The 19,406-nt window shown below is 38.8% G+C and carries 18 protein-coding genes; 16 read left to right on the top strand and 2 right to left on the bottom strand.

Annotated elements, in window-relative coordinates:
• Positions 1–23: 23 nt before the first annotated feature.
• The 7 genes from FC89_RS01870 to FC89_RS01900 all read left to right on the top strand — a co-directional run bounded on the left by FC89_RS01870 (position 24) and on the right by FC89_RS01900 (position 7,848).
• A complete protein-coding gene (locus FC89_RS01870) occupies positions 24–1,937 on the top strand; it encodes an acyltransferase family protein (protein WP_057870855.1) in 1,914 nt (637 codons plus the stop codon).
• Between the two features lie 170 nt (positions 1,938–2,107).
• The gene (gene rnz / locus FC89_RS01875) at positions 2,108–3,064 is read left to right on the top strand and encodes a ribonuclease Z (protein WP_057870856.1); all 957 of its coding nucleotides are present in this window, start codon (positions 2,108–2,110) and stop codon (positions 3,062–3,064) included.
• Complete coding sequence (locus FC89_RS01880; protein ID WP_057870857.1) at positions 3,061–3,870, top strand: SDR family NAD(P)-dependent oxidoreductase; 810 nt, start codon at positions 3,061–3,063, stop codon at positions 3,868–3,870. The genes rnz and FC89_RS01880 overlap by 4 nt, the downstream gene beginning before the upstream one ends.
• Positions 3,871–3,884: 14 nt before the next feature.
• Entirely contained in the window at positions 3,885–4,244 is a 360-nt protein-coding gene (locus tag FC89_RS01885) for a LapA family protein (protein ID WP_057870858.1), read from the top strand.
• Positions 4,244–6,556, top strand: a complete 2,313-nt coding sequence (gene recJ, locus FC89_RS01890; RefSeq protein ID WP_057870859.1) for a single-stranded-DNA-specific exonuclease RecJ — start codon at positions 4,244–4,246, stop codon at positions 6,554–6,556. Before FC89_RS01885 ends, recJ begins: the two co-directional genes overlap by 1 nt.
• Positions 6,557–6,572: 16 nt before the next feature.
• The gene (locus FC89_RS01895; RefSeq protein ID WP_057870860.1) at positions 6,573–7,091 is read left to right on the top strand and encodes an adenine phosphoribosyltransferase; all 519 of its coding nucleotides are present in this window, start codon (positions 6,573–6,575) and stop codon (positions 7,089–7,091) included.
• Positions 7,092–7,185: 94 nt separating this feature from the next.
• On the top strand, positions 7,186–7,848 hold the full coding sequence (locus FC89_RS01900) for a potassium channel family protein (protein WP_057870861.1): 663 nt from the start codon (positions 7,186–7,188) through the stop codon (positions 7,846–7,848).
• 3 nt (positions 7,849–7,851) lie between these two features.
• Here FC89_RS01900 and FC89_RS01905 read toward each other — a convergent pair whose 3' ends face one another.
• Positions 7,852–10,500, bottom strand: a complete 2,649-nt coding sequence (locus FC89_RS01905) for a YfhO family protein (protein ID WP_057870862.1) — start codon at positions 10,498–10,500, stop codon at positions 7,852–7,854.
• 188 nt (positions 10,501–10,688) lie between these two features.
• On the opposite strand from FC89_RS01905, the gene FC89_RS01910 reads away from it, so the two are divergent.
• The 5 genes from FC89_RS01910 (at position 10,689) to FC89_RS01930 (ending at position 14,831) form a co-directional block, all read left to right on the top strand.
• On the top strand, positions 10,689–12,755 hold the full coding sequence (locus FC89_RS01910) for a peptidoglycan D,D-transpeptidase FtsI family protein (RefSeq protein ID WP_057870863.1): 2,067 nt from the start codon (positions 10,689–10,691) through the stop codon (positions 12,753–12,755).
• A 127-nt stretch (positions 12,756–12,882) separates the two neighbouring features.
• Positions 12,883–13,032 (top strand): 50S ribosomal protein L33, encoded by a 150-nt coding sequence (gene rpmG / locus FC89_RS01915; RefSeq protein WP_057870864.1) that lies wholly within the window; start codon positions 12,883–12,885, stop codon positions 13,030–13,032.
• Positions 13,033–13,222: 190 nt separating this feature from the next.
• Positions 13,223–13,465 carry a YqgQ family protein gene (locus FC89_RS01920; RefSeq protein ID WP_057870865.1) on the top strand — a complete coding sequence of 81 codons (243 nt, stop codon included), beginning with the start codon at positions 13,223–13,225 and terminating at the stop codon, positions 13,463–13,465.
• Positions 13,440–14,399: an ROK family glucokinase gene (locus FC89_RS01925; RefSeq protein WP_057870866.1), complete on the top strand. Its 960-nt coding sequence runs from the start codon at positions 13,440–13,442 to the stop codon at positions 14,397–14,399. The genes FC89_RS01920 and FC89_RS01925 overlap by 26 nt, the downstream gene beginning before the upstream one ends.
• A 21-nt stretch (positions 14,400–14,420) precedes the next feature.
• On the top strand, positions 14,421–14,831 hold the full coding sequence (locus FC89_RS01930) for a rhodanese-like domain-containing protein (RefSeq protein WP_057870999.1): 411 nt from the start codon (positions 14,421–14,423) through the stop codon (positions 14,829–14,831).
• A gap of 136 nt (positions 14,832–14,967) precedes the next feature.
• Here the strand turns inward: FC89_RS01930 and FC89_RS12270 are convergent, their stop codons facing one another.
• Positions 14,968–15,144, bottom strand: coding sequence for a DUF3042 family protein (locus tag FC89_RS12270; RefSeq protein WP_083485383.1), 177 nt, complete (start codon positions 15,142–15,144; stop codon positions 14,968–14,970).
• Positions 15,145–15,247: 103 nt separating this feature from the next.
• On the opposite strand from FC89_RS12270, the gene miaA reads away from it, so the two are divergent.
• The 4 genes from miaA to glnA all read left to right on the top strand — a co-directional run bounded on the left by miaA (position 15,248) and on the right by glnA (position 19,289).
• The gene (miaA, locus tag FC89_RS01935; RefSeq protein ID WP_057870867.1) at positions 15,248–16,174 is read left to right on the top strand and encodes a tRNA (adenosine(37)-N6)-dimethylallyltransferase MiaA; all 927 of its coding nucleotides are present in this window, start codon (positions 15,248–15,250) and stop codon (positions 16,172–16,174) included.
• 21 nt (positions 16,175–16,195) lie between these two features.
• The gene (locus tag FC89_RS01940; protein ID WP_057870868.1) at positions 16,196–17,440 is read left to right on the top strand and encodes a methionine gamma-lyase family protein; all 1,245 of its coding nucleotides are present in this window, start codon (positions 16,196–16,198) and stop codon (positions 17,438–17,440) included.
• Between the two features lie 90 nt (positions 17,441–17,530).
• Positions 17,531–17,920, top strand: a complete 390-nt coding sequence (locus tag FC89_RS01945) for a MerR family transcriptional regulator (protein WP_057870869.1) — start codon at positions 17,531–17,533, stop codon at positions 17,918–17,920.
• Between the two features lie 25 nt (positions 17,921–17,945).
• A complete protein-coding gene (glnA, locus tag FC89_RS01950) occupies positions 17,946–19,289 on the top strand; it encodes a type I glutamate--ammonia ligase (protein WP_057870870.1) in 1,344 nt (447 codons plus the stop codon).
• Positions 19,290–19,406: the final 117 nt, after the last annotated feature.

Raw genomic sequence — 19,406 nt, forward strand, 5'->3', positions numbered from 1 at the left:
AAGACTGATCGAGGGTTTATATCATGAATCAAAGATTAAAAAAACATCGTTATATCACTGGATTTGATGGTGTTAGAACACTAGCAGTTGTAGCGGTTATTATGTATCATCTAATGCCGTATAATATTCAAGGCGGTTATTTAGGGGTACCGATTTTTTTTGTTTTATCAGGTTATTTGATTACCGATTTGCTAAATCAGGAATGGCATCAAAATGGAAAAATTGATGTTTGGGCTTTTTATCAACGACGAATTCGCCGGTTGTATCCTGGACTAGTAACAATGGTAGTTGCAACTGCCGCATATATTACCTTATTTCAAAGAAATCTTTTGTTTAATTTACGGGCAGTAGTAGTTACAAACTTTTTATACGTTTATAATTGGCTGCAAGTTCATCAAGGACAATCGTATTTTGATCGTTTTGGAACGCAGTCACCATTTGTTCATCTGTGGTCACTATCAATTGAAGGTCAGTTTTATTTGTTTTGGCCATTGATTTTGCTCTTTTTATGGGTAGTTGTGCGTCGAAGACAGCCAATCTTTGATATTATTTTTATCGGTGCTTTTTTATCGGCTTTGGCAATGGCACTGCTTTTTAGACATGGTCAAGATCCATCCCGAATTTATTTTGGAACTGATACTCGAATATTTTCAATTCTTTTAGGTGCCTCGCTTTCAATTGTTTGGCCTAGTGCATCATTAAAGAAAGATTTGCAAAACTCAGCTAGATTTTTCTTGGATGGTGTGGGAATTGCCGCATTGCTTTTGATTATTTGGATGTTCTTTCAGCTGCCAGGTGAAAGTGATTTGAATTATCGCGGTGGGATGTTCTTCTTTTCATTACTGTCGGTTATGTTAATTGCGGCTGTTGCTCATCCCGGAGCTGATTTAAATCGTTTGTTAAGTAATCGGCTTTTTTCTTGGTTAGGTAAACGGAGCTATGGAATTTACCTTTATCAGTATCCGGTGATGATTTTTTATGAAGCCAAAGTGACAAATATTGCGCAACATCCTTGGCTTCACGCCTTAATTGAAATTGCAATTATTGTTTTGGTTAGTCATTTGTCTTATACCTATATTGAACGTCCTTTGCAGCATTTTGATTATCATCGAACAAAAGAGGTTCTGCGGGAATTTGTTAAACGCGATTCACGCTATGGGGTAAAACGAATTTGGGTCGTCTTAGCAGCAGTTGTTTGTTTGACGGCAGCGGTTGGTTCATTTAGCACACAAGCAGCCCAAACAAAAGCAAAGGTTTCAAATCTGCAAGCTAAAATTGATGCAAACGAACAGGCTGTCAAAAAACATAATCAGGCTGTTGAGGGAAACAGCAAAAATAAGAATCAGGCTGATTCGGCAGCAACGATCAGTAGTTCGACGAGTTCAGCTAGCTCGGCAGCCAGCAGCTCTACGGCAGCAGATGGAGCTGAAAAGTTAACTGCTGATGAGCAGCAAAAAGCAACGACACTCCAGATCACAGCAGTAGGAGATTCGGTTTTAGCTGATGGATCAGTCAGTTTACAGCAGGTTTTCCCTAAGATGTATGTTGATGCCAAAGTTGGTCGACAAGCTAAAGATGCGATTGGTGTTTTGCAGGGATTGGCGCAACAAGGTAAATTGGCTCCGACTGTATTACTTAGTTTAGGGACAAATGGACCTTTTTCAGATGATCAATTACAACAAATTATGCAGATTATTGGGAAACAAAGAAAAGTTTTCTGGGTCAATACACACGTACCGACACGACGGTGGCAAGATCAGGTTAATCAAGCCTTGAATAGTGCGCAAAGCCGCTATTCAAATCTTAAAGTAATTGATTGGTATGCTTATAGTAAACAGCATAGCGATTGGTTTTATAGTGATAATGTTCACCCTAACGAGTATGGTTTAAAATTTTATAGCAGTTTTGTGGCTAAAAAAATTTTGCAGGGAGAATAATTAGCAAGTTAGCGGGATTGAACCGCTAACTTTTTTTAGCAAGGGAAAAATAAGTGGAAATAGTTTTCAGCCGAAATGAGTAAGCTGGATAATATTTAGAATAATGATAAAATAAAGCGTAGTCAGATTTATTGATGAGCTTTATAAAAATTAATGGAATGGAATTAATTATGGAATTAGAATTTTTAGGAACAGGAGCTGGATCGCCGGCAAAATCACGGAATGTCTCCAGTGTAGCATTGAAATTATTAGAAGAAATTAATGAAATTTGGTTATTTGATGTGGGCGAGGGTACACAGCATCAAATTTTACGAACGACAATTAAGCCTCGTAAAGTCAGCAAAATTTTTATTACACATTTGCATGGTGACCATTTATTTGGCTTGCCGGGCTTTTTAAGCAGCCGTTCCTTTCAGGGAGCACAAAAAAATGAACCACTGATTATTTTTGGACCGCAAGGGGTAGCAGATTTTGTTAAAACCAGCTTGCGAGTTTCACAATCCCGTCTGAGTTACCCGATCAAGTTTGTTGAATTAACGCAGGACGGTTTAATTTACGAAAATAATCGTTTTCGGGTTTACGCGGCGCATCTGAATCATCGAATTGAATGTTACGGCTATCGAATTGAAGAAAAAGATTATTCTGGTGAACTGTTAGTGGAAAAATTGATTGCAGACCAAGTTCCAAGTGGTCCGCTTTATGGTCAGCTTAAAGCAGGGAAAAAAGTTACATTAACTGATGGTCGGACTATTGATGGTCATGACTATCTTGGCCCAACTCGTAAAGGCCGAATTATTACTATTTTGGGTGATACGCGGCAAACAGCAGCAATTGAAAGATTAGCCGAGCGAGCTGATGTCTTAGTCCATGAAAGTACTTTTGGCAAAGGAGAATCACGCTTGGCTCATGATTATTATCATTCAACTTGTGTGGAAGCTGCGCAATGTGCAGTCCGCTGCCATGTGAAGCAGTTATTATTGACCCATATTTCGGCGCGTTATGTTGGAATTCAGGCTTTGCAATTAGCTAAAGATGCTGGTAAAATTTTTCCAAATACAAAAGTTGTTAAGGACTTTGATATCTTTGCCGTTCCATTTCCTACAAGAAAGCGAGGAGTTCATGCATGAAAGGATACAGTCAGCTTAAGGATTTACGTAATCGAATTGCAGTTGTTACCGGTGCTTCTTCAGGTTTAGGTGAACAAGTAGCTTATCAATTAGCTGAAAGAGGAGCAATCGTGGTCGTCTGTGCGCGAAGACTGGAACGTTTGCAACAAGTCAGTCAACGTTGCCAGCAGTTGTCAGGCCGCTTGGCTTTGCCGCTGCAGCTGGATGTCAGTGATCCCCAAGCTATTGAAGTGGCTGTTGCAAAAATTGAAAAAGAGTTGGGACCAATTGCGGTTTTAGTTAACGATGCCGGCTTTGGTTTAATGGAAGATTTTTTGGACTTTGATATGGCGATCACGGAAAAAATGTTTCGGGTTAACGTTTTGGGGTTAATGTACTTGGCCCGCTTTGTTGGAGTAAAAATGGCTGAACGTAAAATGGGGGCGATCGTTAATATTGCTTCGATTGCTGGGAAAATTGCTACACCTAAATCAGCTGTTTATGCAGCAACTAAAGCGGCAGTATTAGCTTTTTCAAATGCATTGCGCTTAGAGTTAAAACCACTGGGCATTTCAGTTTTAACAGTTAATCCGGGTCCAATTAAAACGGAATTCTTCTCAATTGCAGATCGCAGCGGTCATTATTTGGATAAGATTGGTCGCTTATCATTGGATGCCCCTGAAGTAGCTGAAAAGATTGTTAAAACAATTGGAACAAGTCGTCGTGAACTCAATCTACCGTATTTATTTGAAGCAGCGTTCCACCTCTATAATATGTTCCCTCAAGTCGGAGATTATTTAGCTGGCGGTCTATTCAATAAAAAATGAGAAAGGACCTAGTTATGAAAAATCAATGGCGTTTAATAAGTGCAATTTTCTTAATTTTGATAGTTGCAGTGTTTGCATTGCTTAATACCCAGAAGGTAAAAATCGATCTGCTTTTTTGGCGACCGGCATTTCCGTTGGTATTAGTGATTATTATGGCCGTTTTGTTGGGAGCTTTAATTGCAGTTTTGCTTTCTTTTGTTACAATTCATCAATTAAAAAAGGAAATTAAGAAACTTAAGGTCAACGAGTCAAACTTGGAAGCTGATTATCAGGAAAAATATGATAAGAAATTGGCTAAGGAACAAGCCGGGTATCAAAAGAAAATTAATGAATTAAAAAGTAAAATTGCTAAACAACAAGGAGAGCGTTTTTAGTGTTTGAGGCAAAATATCAATGGGTTCCGGCAAAAGCAGTTTCGAGTGCAGCAGTGGAACAATTAAGTAAAGAATTAAATTTGGCCCCCCTAACAACAAAGCTGTTGCTACAGCGGGGGATAACTACCCAGAAAGAGGCTGAAGCCTTTTTAAATCCAACGCTTGAGCAATTGGCTGATCCATTTGCATTGCATGATATGCAGCGCGCAGTGGAACGAATTAAACAAGCAATTGCCAGTGATGAGCAGATAACTGTCTATGGAGACTACGATGTTGATGGTATCAGCAGTACAGCAGTTGTTTATGAAGCTTTGATGGACTTGGGAGCCAAAGTAAATTATTATATTCCCGATCGTTTCAAGGATGGCTATGGTCCGAATCTGCAACGCTATCAGCAATTGATTAAAAACCAGACAGAGTTGCTGATTACCGTTGATAATGGTGTTGCCGGGTTTGCGGCAATTGAATTTGCACAAAATCAGGGAGTTGATGTAGTAATTACCGACCACCATGCATTGCCACCTAAATTACCACCGGCATATGCAATCGTTCATCCACGTTATCCGCAGCACGAGTATGCTTGTCCAAATTTGGCGGGAGTCGGAGTGGCCTTTAAATTAGTTTGTGCTTTATTGGATGAAATACCACAAGAAATGCTTGATTTAGTTGTTTTGGGCACCATTGCCGACCTTGTCGAGCTGACTGGAGAAAATCGGGCCTTAGTTAAATTTGGATTACAAGCTTTGCAACAAACACAACGACCGGGGTTGATTGCTTTGGCAAACAGTGCGAAACTCGATTTAACTCAAGCTGATGCTGAAACAATTTCTTTTGGCTTGGCTCCGCGGTTAAATTCGTTGGGTCGCTTGGCAACTGGTCAAATTGGCGTAGAATTATTAACCACTTTTGATGAGGATCAGGCAGCCGAGATTGCTGCTAAAGTTGAAAAACTCAATCAAAAAAGACAGCAAGAAACAGAAAAAATTGCTACTGCGGCTTGGGGACAATTGGAAACAGCTGACCAGCATCTGGTAAATGTAGTTGCTGGTGAAGGCTGGAATACTGGGTTAGTTGGGATTGCTGCTAGTCGTTTGGTTGAAAAAAGTCAACGGCCAACACTGGTTTTAGGAATTGATCCAGTAACTAAAATTGCTAAAGGGTCTGGTCGCTCGGTTGCTGCTTTTGATTTGTTTGCAGCCCTTGATCCACAGCGGCAGCTGTTTGAAGCTTTTGGCGGTCATCAACAAGCTTGTGGTTTAACGATAAAGGTCAGTCAACTGCCAGAATTGCAAAAAGTCTTAGATGCGGCTGCTCAGCAGCAGCATTTGGACACAGCGGGAAAAGAAAAATTGGAAATAGCAGCAACTTTACCACTTAGTTCAATCGATCAGAATTTGATTGATCAGATAAATTTGTTGCAGCCATTTGGACCGGGAAATCCGGCACCAACATTTTCTTTTACCGATTATCAGCTGGTCCAGCCGAAAATGATTGGCAAAAAACAGAATCATTTGCAATTTAGATTGCAAAATGCGCAACAGCAAGTTGCTGCAATTGATTTTTTCGCCGGTGAGCAGGGGACTGCTTTTATAAAACAACCGGCTGCTTTTAAATTTGTAGGTCATTTGACACTTAATAAATGGAAAAATCAAGTGAAACCGCAAATTATGGTGGCTGATTTAGGAAGCAGCGGACCGCTGGTGATTGATCGGCGGACCCCTAAGCTGTCACGACAACTGTTTGATCGTCCAGCAACGTTTTTCTTTTTTGAACAGCGGCATTATTCAGTCCTTAAACCATATTTTTCAGCAGATTCTAATCTGGTAATCGGAGAAAAACAATTATTGCAGCAGAAATCTTTTTCAGAATTAATTTTGGTGGATTGTCCGCCTTCTTTAAAGGAATTTGCACAATTGTTTGCACAGCTGCAAGTTGAGCAATTAGAAGTGATTTTTTATCCATTTACTATTAAAGCAGGAGTTAAAGTACCGACTCGAGCTGAATTGGCCCGCGTTTATCGGTATGTTTTAAAGCATCAGCAAATTAAATTAGCCGAAAATCTTGAACCACTTGCTAATTATCTGGAGTTAAAACCGCAACAATTGAATTTTATCTTACAGATGTTTTTTGAAGCTGGATTTGTTAAAATAGATAAAGGACTGATGACTGGTTGCGTAAGTCGCAAAAAAATTGATTTGACAAAAATGGTCAGTTACCGTTCAAAATTACAACAGCTTAAGTCGGAAAAAATTTTGATTCAAGGCAAATCAGCTGACTTAACCAACTGGATCGCACGACTTTTGACTAATTAAGGGAGCGTTTTATAAAATGGCAGTAGATTTAACAAAATACGTTGCAAGTATTCCGGATTTTCCTGAAAAGGGAATCATTTTTCGCGATTTATCTCCATTAATGGCTGATGGAACGGCTTATAAACAAGCGACTGATCAAATTGTTCAATTTGCTCGGGATAAAAATGTTGAAATGATCGTTGGGCCTGAAGCACGAGGATTCATTGTCGGCTGCCCGGTAGCATATGAATTGGGTGTTGGTTTTTCACCAGCGCGTAAAAAGGGAAAATTGCCGCGTGAAACTGTTAAAGCCAGTTATCAACTAGAATACGGAACAGCGGAATTGTATCTGCATCGTGATGCCGTTAAACCTGGACAGCGTGTATTAGTTGCAGATGATTTATTAGCAACTGGTGGGACGATCAGTGCTACAATTGATTTAGTTAAGCAGTTAGGCGGTGTAGTTGTCGGCTGTGCATTCATTATTGAACTAGATGCTTTAAAAGGTCGAGATCGCATCAAAGATTATGATGTCTTAAGTTTGATGCATTATTAAATTTCAACAGTCGATTAATTTTGACAGGAAATCCAGCATGGTGATGGTTTCCTGTTTTTTTGTAAAGTAAAAGAGTAAGTCAGGGGGGACATTTTTGACAAAACAAACATTTGCAATTATCGGATTAGGACGATTTGGCAGCAGTGTCTGCAAAACATTAGTTGACGGTGGTGCTGAGGTACTTGTAATCGATAGAAGTGAAACCAAAATCAATAATTATAAAAAAATTGCAACCCAGGCAATTATTGCTGATGCACAAGACGAAAATGCATTAAAATCAATTGGAATTCGAAATTTTGATCACGTCGTAGTAGCCATTGGTGAGGATATTCAAGCCAGTATCTTAGTTTCAATGATGGTTAAAGAAATGGGAGTTAAGCATGTTACAGCTAAAGCACAAAATAAATACCACGCACGAGTTTTAGAAAAACTCGGCGTGGATAAAGTTGTGCGACCAGAACGCGAAATGGGAAAACGAATCGGTAAAAGTTTATTGTCAAAAAATATGTTAGATTATCTGAATTTGTCACCTAATATTCAAGTAGCCGAAATCAAAGTAACTGAACCAGCTTTGGCTGATAAAGATTTAGCCAAATTACGATTCCGCAATCATTATCATTTAAATGTAATTGCGATCAAACGAGATGATGATATAATCATTTCTCCGCGTGCGGATCAAGAGCTGAAATTAAATGATAGTTTATTAGTTGTTGGGCAAACGGCTGATGTTGATCGTTTCAGTCAATCAATGAACTAACATTTATTGCCGCATTTTCCTGTGCTTTTTCCGATACCAATAATAAGAAAACAAGATTATCAGTGAAATCAAGGAAATTAGCAAGCCGGTTAGCAGGTAAGGCGGTCGATAAGTCAAAATAATTTTTTTGTGTCCAAGTCCCTTGGTTTTGAGCGCAAGAAACATTTTTTGAATTTTAATGATTTTTACGCTCTTGCCATTGACCTGAGCATGCCAGCCGACGTTATAAGGAATCGTAGTTGCTACCAGCTGCTGCGACTTTTTTTGATTGTAAGTAACACTAAGCTTGCTTTCGGATAACTTTTTAACTACAGGCTGTTGTTTTTTTAATTGTGCTAATCTTCGATCGACTAATTGATTATTCATCTGGTATAAAACAAAGTGATTAAGCCAGAGTGAGCTTTTTTTAAAGACAGCAGTTAAAACAATTTCTTGCCCTTTAGCATGCGAAGCAAGGTTAACAATGACTGTATGCCGGAAAGTACTATACTGATTTAATTGACGATTTCCTAGATAAAAAGTGACATTGTCGCTGTCAAGCGGGGCACCAAGGGTTAAATAATAAGAATTATTAGTTGTTGGAACAAATTTAAAAATAATTTTTGATTCCTTAGCCAAATTTTTCTTTTTAAAAATTGTGTCGGTTAGCCGTAATCGCTGACTAACATTTTGAAAGACAACTTCGTTAAAGTTTTGCGGAACAAAATATTGATCATTTTGATGACCAACAGCACTTTTCAGCCAATTGGTTTGAAAGTTTGTCGGATCATCATAAAATGTTTTCATTGTTGTCAGCTGATTAGAAGCCAAGTAAGCTAATGGCAGACTCTGATCGTTTTGATATGTTTCAGTCAAGTTGCTGGTAGCAACGGAATGATAATTTTTTAGATCTGGTTTTTCAGTCAATTGAGTCAATGGTTGTTGTTGATTGCCACTTAAGTTTGTTTTGGGAGTAATGAAGTACTTCATTCCCAATAAAGCATCAGAAATAACCGTTCCGTTTGAATAAGTGACGTAGTTGTCACCATCTGGATTGCCCAGCATACCATAAAAATCAGGCATGTTTTTTTCTAAAGCGGAACTAAAGTAAGAGCCGGTATTCAAGTCATGTGCTAAGCCGTCATTTTTAGTTCGACTATAAACTTGACCAGTCCGAAAAAGATTTTTATCATGATTATGAATCCAAGTGGCATCTTTGGTTAAAGCCGCCGTTGGTTGTGCGTATTCTTTTTCACTTAGATAACTTAAATTGTTTAGCGAAAGAACTGCATTTACAGAAACTTCAACAATTACTGCGATGCTGAGCAGTAAAATTTTGGCTGGTTGGTATTTAAAATCAGTTGGCCAAAACAACAGTAACCAAATCAGGCCTGCGAAAACAGCAGACATGATTAAATTGTTGCTTGAAATAAAGCTGAGTTTTTTAAGATTAAAGAAAACATATACAATAATTCCAACATAAAGCAACAAACTAAAGCCGGCAGCAGTTTTCCAATGAGTTGCCGTTTTCAATTCGATCAAGGCACGTCCAGCCAGCAAAAGCATCCAAAAACTAACAATAAATGAAAAGCGGTAAGGATACCATACCGGAAACTGCATCCCATGCCAGAAAAGATCTAAGGGTTCAAAACAGAGCGATAGTAATAAAAACAGGGTTATTATTAGTGAAGCAATTTTTTCTTTCCAAGCAATTTGGCGTAAGAAAAAATAGGTCAAAAAACCAATTAAACCGAGTGAACCAATGAAAATGTTAGGCAGACCACTGGGCATTTGTTGAAAATTAAAACTGCCACTGATTAGTTTGGCCAGCATTTTAGGTGGAAAGTATTCAAACTTGTAATGAATCAATTGTTGAGTATACTGTCCTTTGCTTCCAATTAATGAATAAAAAGTTGGTACCAGAATAATCGCTGCTAGTCCGCCGCCTAGAATTGAATTGCCGGCAAAAGCAATGATTTGCCGGCGCAATTTACTGAGCGACTCGTAGTGGCTGCTGATCAGCCAACCGCAGTATAAAATCAAGAAGATGCTGATCATATATCCAGTATAGTAGTTGATGATCAGCGCTGCGGCTAAAGTTAGTGGATAACCTAGTTGGTACCGTTGTTTTAATAGCAGCTGATTTAAAAAGTAACAGATCAGTGGTAATAAGATAGCAGCATCCAGCCAAAGCAGGTTTAATTGATAGGCGACAAACCAGCCCATTAAAGCATAACTGACGCTAAGCATGACAACTTTTAAGCCACGTAGTTTTTGCGTTGCTTGAATAAAGAAGGCAAAACTTAAACCAGCGCAGCCGTATTTAAGGACGGTCATCAAAAAGATTGCCGCATTGATATTTTTAGCCGGGAAAAGCAGCAGCAAAAGATTAAACGGGCTTAAAAGATAGTAAGCCCATTCACCCAACATACCTCCGCCTAAAGCTTTACTGAATGAGTAAAAGAAACTAGTTGGATGATGCAGTAGGGTATTGCGAAAAAAAGCATAGAAATCGACATACTGCTGACCAAGATCAACTGTTAAGAGGCTGCTGCTGCCGAAAGGATACATATTTCGTGAGATAAAGTAACCACTCATGATTAAAAAAGGCAGCCAAAAACTTAGCAGCAGTGAATAATGACGTTTAATAAAATTAACAGTTTTTACTTTCATAAAATAACTCCTTAATCAAGTTGCAAGTTTAATTTTATTATACCGTGCATTTATAATAAAATATGGTGAATTTATTAAAGTTTAGTATAAGGGTTCAGCAAAATCAACTTGTCTATGTTAGGATTAAAGAGTATGGTGAAATAGTTGCGAAAAAGTCAAAATTATAGACTAATAAGGAGTCAGGATCAGTGAAGTTTTTACGGAGAAATCAAGTTAAACGACAGAAAGTTCAATCATCAATTCCTTTTCGGCTGAATTTTCTTTTTTTTATTGTTTTCCTGCTGTTTGCAGCTTTGATTGCGCAATTAGCTCATTTACAGATTAATCAGCAAAAAAAGTTTACATCTGAGGTCAATAGTACGGATACCAAAGTTGAGACCAAAAATGTTCAACGGGGAATGATTTATGATTCTACCGGCAAAGTGCTGGTTGCTAATGATGCTTCTAGGGCTATCACGTATACCAAACCACTAAATGTTTCTTCATTGAAAATGTATCAAGTTGCCAATCAATTGGTTAAGTCTGTTAAAATCAGTACCAGTGGCTTGACCAAGACAATGGAGGCTCAGTATTATTTAGCGGTACCTTCACGGTTGAAAAAAGTTGATAAGCAGGTAAAAAAACTTAAGGGAAGTTCATCAGGCTCCAAGCTTTATCAAGCTGAAGTTAAATATGTTAAACAGAAAAAATTAACAGCAGATTTGACGTCTAAGCAAAAGCAAGCCGCAATCGTTTATTCAAAAATGAGCGGAGCGTACTCTTTGTCGACGATTTATTTAAAATATAATGATGTAAGTGATCAGGAAATGGCTGAAGTTGGTGAAAATTTGACTTCAATGCCAGGAATCAAAATTGGTACCAGCTGGTCACGAAGTTATCCATATGGCAAATCAGTTAAGAGTGTAATTGGAACGGTTACCAGTCGTAAGCAAGGTTTGCCAAGTGACCAAATCAACAGCTTGTTAAGTGAAGGATATGCACGTGATGATAGTGTTGGTTCAAGTTATATTGAATCGGAATACGAAAATGTGCTTAAGGGTTCTAAACAGATTATTACTTTGGAAACACAAAATAATAAAATAACTAAAGAAGTAAAAACCTTTGGCGGCCAGAAGGGAGATAATCTGGTTTTAACAATCAATGCGGATTTTCAGCAGAAAGTTCAAGATATTATTAAAAGTGAAGTTGAGAGCCTTGCGGGTGGTAATCCATACCTTCCCGGAGCTTATGCAGTTGTTATGAATCCGAAGACAGGAGCGATTTATGCGCTGGCCGGCGTTAGCCGCAATTTAGATACCGGTAAGATTACTGAAAATGCTTTGGGGACAATTAATCAGACTTTTGTTATGGGGTCTGTTGTCAAGGGAGCAACGGTTATGGGTGGTTTGTTGTCAGGTGCAATTAGTCCTAACAGCAATACTTTGACTGATCAGCCGATTAAATTAAGGGGAACGGCTACCAAAGCTTCTTGGTTTAATAAGACTGGTGCTCAGGATATGCCATTAACAGCTTCTGATGCTTTAATGGTTTCTTCCAACTCGTATATGATGCAGGTCGCAATGTTGGAAGGTGGATTTCATTATAGTCCTGGAGCTGCGTTGAGTTTACCAAACTCAATTTTTGGAAAATTGCGGGGTTACTTTAAGCAATTTGGTTTAGGTGTTAAAACAGGAGTTGATATCCCAGGAGAATCATCCGGTTTTGAAGGAAAATCAGGTCAGGCTAATATTGGTAAAGCATTAGACCTTTCATTTGGAAACTATGATTCGTATACTACTATGCAATTAGCACAATATATTTCAACGATTGCTAATGGTGGTTATCGGCTACAGCCACATATTTTACAGTCTATTCGAACTTCAAATAATGATGGCAAGTTGGGTCGAACAGTTTATGAATTTTCGCCCAATGTTTTGAATGTTGTGCAGGCTAATCAGGCACAATGGGGAGTAGTTAAGGAAGGGTTATGGAAAGTAGTTCATGGTACGAATTCTTTACGGACCGGTGGACTGTTAAACAATGCCTCACCAGCAGTTGCTGCTAAAACTGGTACGGCTGAAACCTTTCATGGCTCAACAGAAACAGAAACTGATAGTAGCGTCAGTTATGCGCCAGCTGATGATCCACAAGTTGTTGTTGCATTGGCATTTCCAGGAATGGCCAGTGGTAATCAGACGCATGTAAGTACTCAAACAGCAGATACAATTTATAAAGCTTACTGGAAAATGGTTCAATCTGATCAAGGGCTTAAATAATCGTGTCAAGTAAATTTACTTAACGTTATCAGAAAAAATACTGGCGTTAACCGGGAAAAAATGATATTATTAAAAACGTTCAAAGTCGCAGGGCTTTTAGAAATAAAGTGCCGAGGAGGGTCAAGTAATGCGTGTTAATATTACAATGGAATGTACTGAATGTCATGAACGGACATATCTTACAAGCAAAAACAAACGGAATAATCCAGACCGCTTGGAATTAAAGAAATTTTGTCCGCATGATAACAAGGTGACATTGCATCGGGAAGTTAAGTAATAACAGGATTTTTCCTGTTTTTTTTTGGATTTTTTAACGGAAGCGTTATCTAAAATGGATCAATAATTAATTGCAGTTAAGCATGGTTTTGCTGGTTGCTGTTTATTAATTGAATTGAGAAAGGAATGATTAACGAAAACCGGGTTTAAAAATCCAAGTTTTTTTCTTATAATAAATGGAGGATGTCAGCGTGAAAACACTCTATGATGTGCAGCAGCTTTTAAAAAAATTTGGAATTTTTGTTTATGTTGGCAAGCGCTTATGGGATATTGAATTGATGGCTTTGGAATTGGATCACTTGCATCGGTCCCAAGTAATTGATGATCAAATTTTTATTAAAGCACGAATGGTTTTGACACGTGAACATCGTTTAGAGGAAAAAAGAGCAGCTAAGGAGGAGCAAAATCGTGGAAAAAAAGTTGATCGGTATTGATTTAGGCGGGACAACTATCAAATTTGCAATTTTAACCTTAACTGGTGAAATTCAACAAAAATGGAGTATCCAGACTAACATCTTGGATGATGGAAGCCATATCGTACCAGATATTATTACTTCAATAAAGCATCATTTAAAATTATACCAAATGCAACCAAGCCAATTCAGTGGGATTGGAATGGGTTCGCCGGGAACAGTTGATTTGAAGAATGGAACAGTTATTGGGGCTTATAATTTAAATTGGAAAACATTGCAGCCGGTAAAAACAGCGATCGAAAAAGAATTGGGAATACCATTTCTCATTGATAATGATGCGAATGTAGCTGCATTAGGTGAGCGCTGGAAAGGCGCCGGGGAAAATGACAATGAAGTTGTTTTTGTGACACTTGGAACCGGTGTTGGCGGCGGAATCATCAGTAACGGGAAGTTAGTTCACGGCGTTCAAGCTGCTGGTGAAATTGGGCACATGATCGTTGAGCCAAATGGTTATTTATGTACCTGTGGTAATCATGGGTGTCTGGAAACCTATGCTTCAGCAACTGGAATTGTGCGCGTTGCTCGCGATTTAGCTGAAGAATATGCTGGACCAGCTAAATTAAAAAAATTGTTGGATGATGGACAGGATATTTCATCTAAGATAGTTTTTGACTTAGCTAAAGAAGCAGATCAATTGGCTTTAATGGTAGTTGATCAAGTATGCGGTTATTTAGGTTTAGCGTGCGCTAATATCGGGAATTTGCTGAATCCGTCATTTATCGTCATTGGTGGTGGTGTTAGTGCAGCTGGGGAATTTTTATTGGATCGTGTAAAAAAATATTTCCTTAAATATGCTTTCCCAACAGTCCGGACAACAACTGAACTCAAACTAGCTCAGTTAGGTAATGATGCTGGTGTCATCGGAGCGGCTTCATTAGCTTTGACGTTTAATTAATTAATAAAAAGAGGTGGATTGATTTTGTTAGGCACGATTTCAATTTGGGTAGTTCTTAATATTGTTTTAGCGATCATATTATTGGGAATTGTTGGTTATCAATTCTATATATGGTATTGTGGGCGTAAAGTAGCAACCTTGCTTGACAATGATAAATTTAAAGCTGGCATGCATCGGGCGCAAATTATTGATTTAAGGGAACAAAGCAACTTTGATAAGGGTCATATCTTGGGCGCGCGTAATTTGCCGTTTAGTCAGTTTAAAATTTCTCGGGAATCAATTCGCAAAGATATGCCAGTTTATTTGTATGATCAAGGAAAAGCGTTGAGTACACGAGCGGCTGTCCAACTTAATAAATTAGGTTATCAAAATATTTATATTTTGAAAGATGGATTTGAACGTTGGGATGGTAAAACCAAAAAGGCTAAATAATAGTAAATTATGTGGTGAAATATTGAACGCTTAACTAAAAATCCAGCCAAAAGTATGCAAATAGTATTTATGTTAAAAAAATAAATGGCGAAGACAATTAAAGTTCAATTGTCTTCGCCATTTGTCCGTGAGAATTTTATCCTTGCTGAGCGGCATGCATTTTACGAACCGCGCGTTTTTTATGTTCATCAATCATAGCTTCTTTTTCTTCAATTGGATCGACAACATTTTTCTTAAAAGCATAGAAACAGCCAGCAGCGGTTCCAACGGCGGTTGCAAAACCGAGAATGAATCCTTTACCGAATACGTTCATAATTGTTTCCTCCCATCATTCATGAATTTAATTACATTATGACCGATGTGCAGTAAAATATCCAGTTAAAAACAGTTAGAAAAAATAGGGGGGGTGAGTTTCAATCAGACAAAAAGTTTTATTGATCGTGGGCCCGACAGCGGTCGGAAAAACTGCTTTATCGCTTGAATTGGCGCAGGCGTTTAATGGCCAGATCATTTCAGGTGATTCAATGCAGGTTTATCGCGGTTTAGACATTGGGACAGCTAAAGCAACAGCTGCTGAACAGGCACAAGTTAAACATCATCTGATCGACATTCTTGATCCAGCAGAGCCTTTTTCAGTAGCAGCTTTCATCAAAGAATGTCAACGAAAAATTGAGCAAATTGCTCGGCAAGCTAAATTACCGATAATTGTCGGGGGGACAGGTTTTTATTTACAAGCTTTGCTAGATGATTTTCAACTTGGCGGACAACCGGCTGATCCTGATCCGAAAATTCGCCAGCAATGGCGAGACTTTGCTGCCAAGCATGGCCAGCAGCAATTATGGGAAGCATTGGCCCGAATAGATCCAACAGCAGCTCAGAAAATTCCTCCAGCAAATCAGCGAAGAGTAATTCGAGCGCTGGAAGTTTATCAGCTAACAGGCGAAAAATTTTCTTGTCAGGCCGACTTGCCACAGCCGAAATATGACCCATTGATTTTGGGACTGAATGTTGACCGCCAGTTGCTGTACCAGCGAATTAACCAGCGAGTTGATTTAATGTTAAAACAAGGTTTGCTGCCAGAAGCGCGTTGGTTATTTGATCAAGGCGGCACGGCATTGCCGGCGGGAAAGGGAATTGGCTATAAGGAGTTGTTCCCTTATTTTGCAGGTCAGTGTTCCTTAGAAACGGCAGTCGAAGAGATTAAAAAAAATTCGCGGCATTATGCTAAACGACAATTAACTTGGTTTCGTAATAAAATGTCGGTAACCTGGCTGGATCCGCAGGCAACGGATTTTCAGGAACAAGCAAGGCAGCGGGTTAATGATTGGTTGAACGAAAGGTAGATTAAATTGGAAAATTTATGGATGGAACATTTCCCACAAGAATTACAGCAAAAAATTATACAAACACAGCAGCAGATCGCTCCACAAATCGCAGAAATTGAGCAGCGGCAATTGTACAATCAAAGTCGAGTATTAAATTGCTTTAAACAGCACCGGGTTGCCGAAGAAGATTTGGTCGGTTCTACCGGTTATGGCTATGATGATATTGGAAGAGAAAAATTAGATGCGATTTACGCAGACTACTTTCATGCAGATGATGCAATTGTTAAGCCGCAGATTATGTCAGGAACTCACGCAATTACAACATCGTTATTTGCAGTTTTACGCCCTAATGATAAATTATTTTATTTAACGGGAATGCCATATGACACTATTCAGCATGTTATTGGGGTTGCTGGCAATGAACCGGGAACATTGAAGGATTTTCAGATTGGTTTTGATTATCAGCCATTACTTGAAAATGGTGAAGTTGATTATCAGCAGGCCACTAAGAAATTGCAGGATCCAACCATCAAAATGGTGGCTTTACAGCGTTCTCGCGGCTATGCAATTCGGAAGAGCTTTACAGTTGCCCAGCTGAAAAAAATGATTGAATTTATTCGAAAGATCCGCAAAGATGTTGTTATTTTCGTTGATAATTGTTACGGTGAATTTTCTGAAATTCATGAACCGACTGAATATGGTGCTGATTTGATGGCCGGTTCGCTGTATAAAAATGCTGGTGGTGGAATTGCTAAAACAGGTGGTTATATAGTTGGCCGCAAAGATTTAATTCATTTGGCAGGTAATCGGTTGAACTCGCCGGGATCGGGTAAAAACGAAGGTGCAACCATTGGACATCTGCGTGATATGTATCAAGGCTTTTTTATTGCACCGCATGTTACGGGAGAGGCTATAAAGGGTGCAATTTTTGCCAGTGCTTTATTGGAGAAGCTTGGTTTGAAGGTTTCACCGCGCTGGGATGATCCGCGAACGGATTTAGTCCAAACGGTTGAGTTGGGCTCACCAGCTAAAATGGCTGAGTTTTGTGCAGCAATTCAACACTTTTCACCGGTCAATGCTTTTGTTGATCCGATTGCCAGTCAAATGGGTGGATATGAAGATCAGGAAATCATGGCTTCGGGAAGTTTTACCGAAGGATCAACAATTGAATTGTCATGCGATGGACCAATTCGACCACCATATGCTTTATATATCCAAGGCGGACTGACTTTCGAGCATGTAAAAGTTGCGATTAGTAATGCAATCAACGAAACTTTTTTTTAAAACAAAAACATGTAAGAAAAAGTAACATTGAATATTGACATCAAGGAATCAGCTTGTTATGATTAGTGCGTAGTTTAGAGGAGGGTTGTTATGAAAGAAAAAGAGCTCAGGCGTTCGCAAGCTGTTTTGCCAATTGGAACTGTGATGAAATTAACAAAGTTGTCAGCACGGCAAATTCGTTATTATGAAGAACAGCAATTGGTAACACCGAAACGTAACGAAGGCAATCGGCGGATGTATTCATTGAATGATATTGATCGTTTGCTGGAGATAAAAGATTATCTTGACGAAGGAATTAATATGGCTGGCATCAAACATATCTATGATGAAAAGGCACGCAAGCAAGCGCAAAAGAAAGCTCAATTGGAGAAGCCTTTGACAGACGCCGACGTTCGCCGGATTTTACGTGATGAATTTATGTCGGTCAGCGGCTTAAGTAAGCAGAATGAGTTTTTTTTCAAACATAACAAAAACTTCTAAAAATTAGAAATGGGGAGCGATGTAAATGGTAAAGCCTAACTACACCAAAGATGACATCCGCAAAATTGTCAAAGATGAGAATGTTAAATTTTTGCGATTGATGTTTACAGATCTTTATGGCGTGATCAAAAATGTTGAAGTTCCGGTTAGTCAATTGGATAAGTTGCTCGATAATAAATTAATGTTCGACGGTTCATCGATCGATGGATTTGTGCGAATTGAAGAAAGTGATATGTGGCTTTATCCCGATCTTTCAACTTGGATGATTTTCCCTTGGGGGAACGAGCACGGAAAAGTTGCACGGGTAATTTGTCAAGTATATAACGCTGATCGGACTCCTTTTATTGGCGATCCGCGCAACAATTTGATTCGTGTACTCGGTGAAATGAAAGAGTTAGGTTTTACTGAGTTTAATATCGGACCTGAACCGGAATTCTTCCTTTTCAAGCTTGATCCAGAAACTGGCAAACCAACAATGCATTTAAACGATAAGGGCAGCTACTTTGACTTAGCACCAGTTGATTTAGGTGAAAATTGTCGGCGTGATATTGTGTTGGAACTTGAAAGCATGGGCTTTGATGTTGAAGCATCTCACCATGAGGTAGCTCCAGGACAGCATGAGATCGATTTCAAATATGCTGATGCATTACATGCTTGTGATAATATTCAGACTTTCAAATTAGTTGTTAAGACAGTAGCTCGTAAGCATGGTCTGCATGCAACCTTTATGCCAAAACCGCTTGATCGAATCAATGGCTCAGGGATGCATATTAATATGTCGCTCTTCCATAAAGATGGCAATGCTTTCTATGATGAAAATGGCGATATGCAGCTTTCCGAAACTGCTCACTACTTCTTAGGTGGCTTGTTGCAGCACGCACGTGGCTTTACAGCTGTAACTAACCCAATTGTTAATTCATACAAACGATTAGTTCCTGGTTATGAAGCACCGGTTTATGTTGCTTGGTCAGGTCGTAATCGTTCACCATTAGTTCGTGTTCCGATTGCGCGTGGCTTGTCAACACGTTTGGAATTGCGGAGTGTTGATCCGGCAGCTAACCCATATTTGGCAATTGCAGCTATCTTGGAAGCTGGATTGGATGGCTTACGTAATAAGATTAAAGCACCAAAACCAATTGACCGTAATATCTATGTAATGGATGATGAAGAGCGTAAAGCAAACGGTATTAGTGATTTGCCGTCAACTTTGCATAATGCTTTGAAGTCTTTGCAAAAAGATGAGGTTATTGGTAAAGCATTGGGTCCGCATTTATACCAGAACTTCATTGAAGGTAAGAAGCTTGAATGGTCTGCTTATCGGCAGGAAGTTACTCAATGGGAACGCGATCAGTATTTAGAGTTGTATTAATTTAAATTTAATGGGTTATTTAAAAAGACGATGAGCAATCATCGCCTTTTTGTTTACTGTTCTAATTTAGATTAATCTTGTTGAATTCCAGTTAAATTAGAAATATTTTTATTAGCA

Source organism: Liquorilactobacillus ghanensis DSM 18630 (genome assembly GCF_001435235.1).
Lineage (GTDB): Bacteria > Bacillota > Bacilli > Lactobacillales > Lactobacillaceae > Liquorilactobacillus > Liquorilactobacillus ghanensis.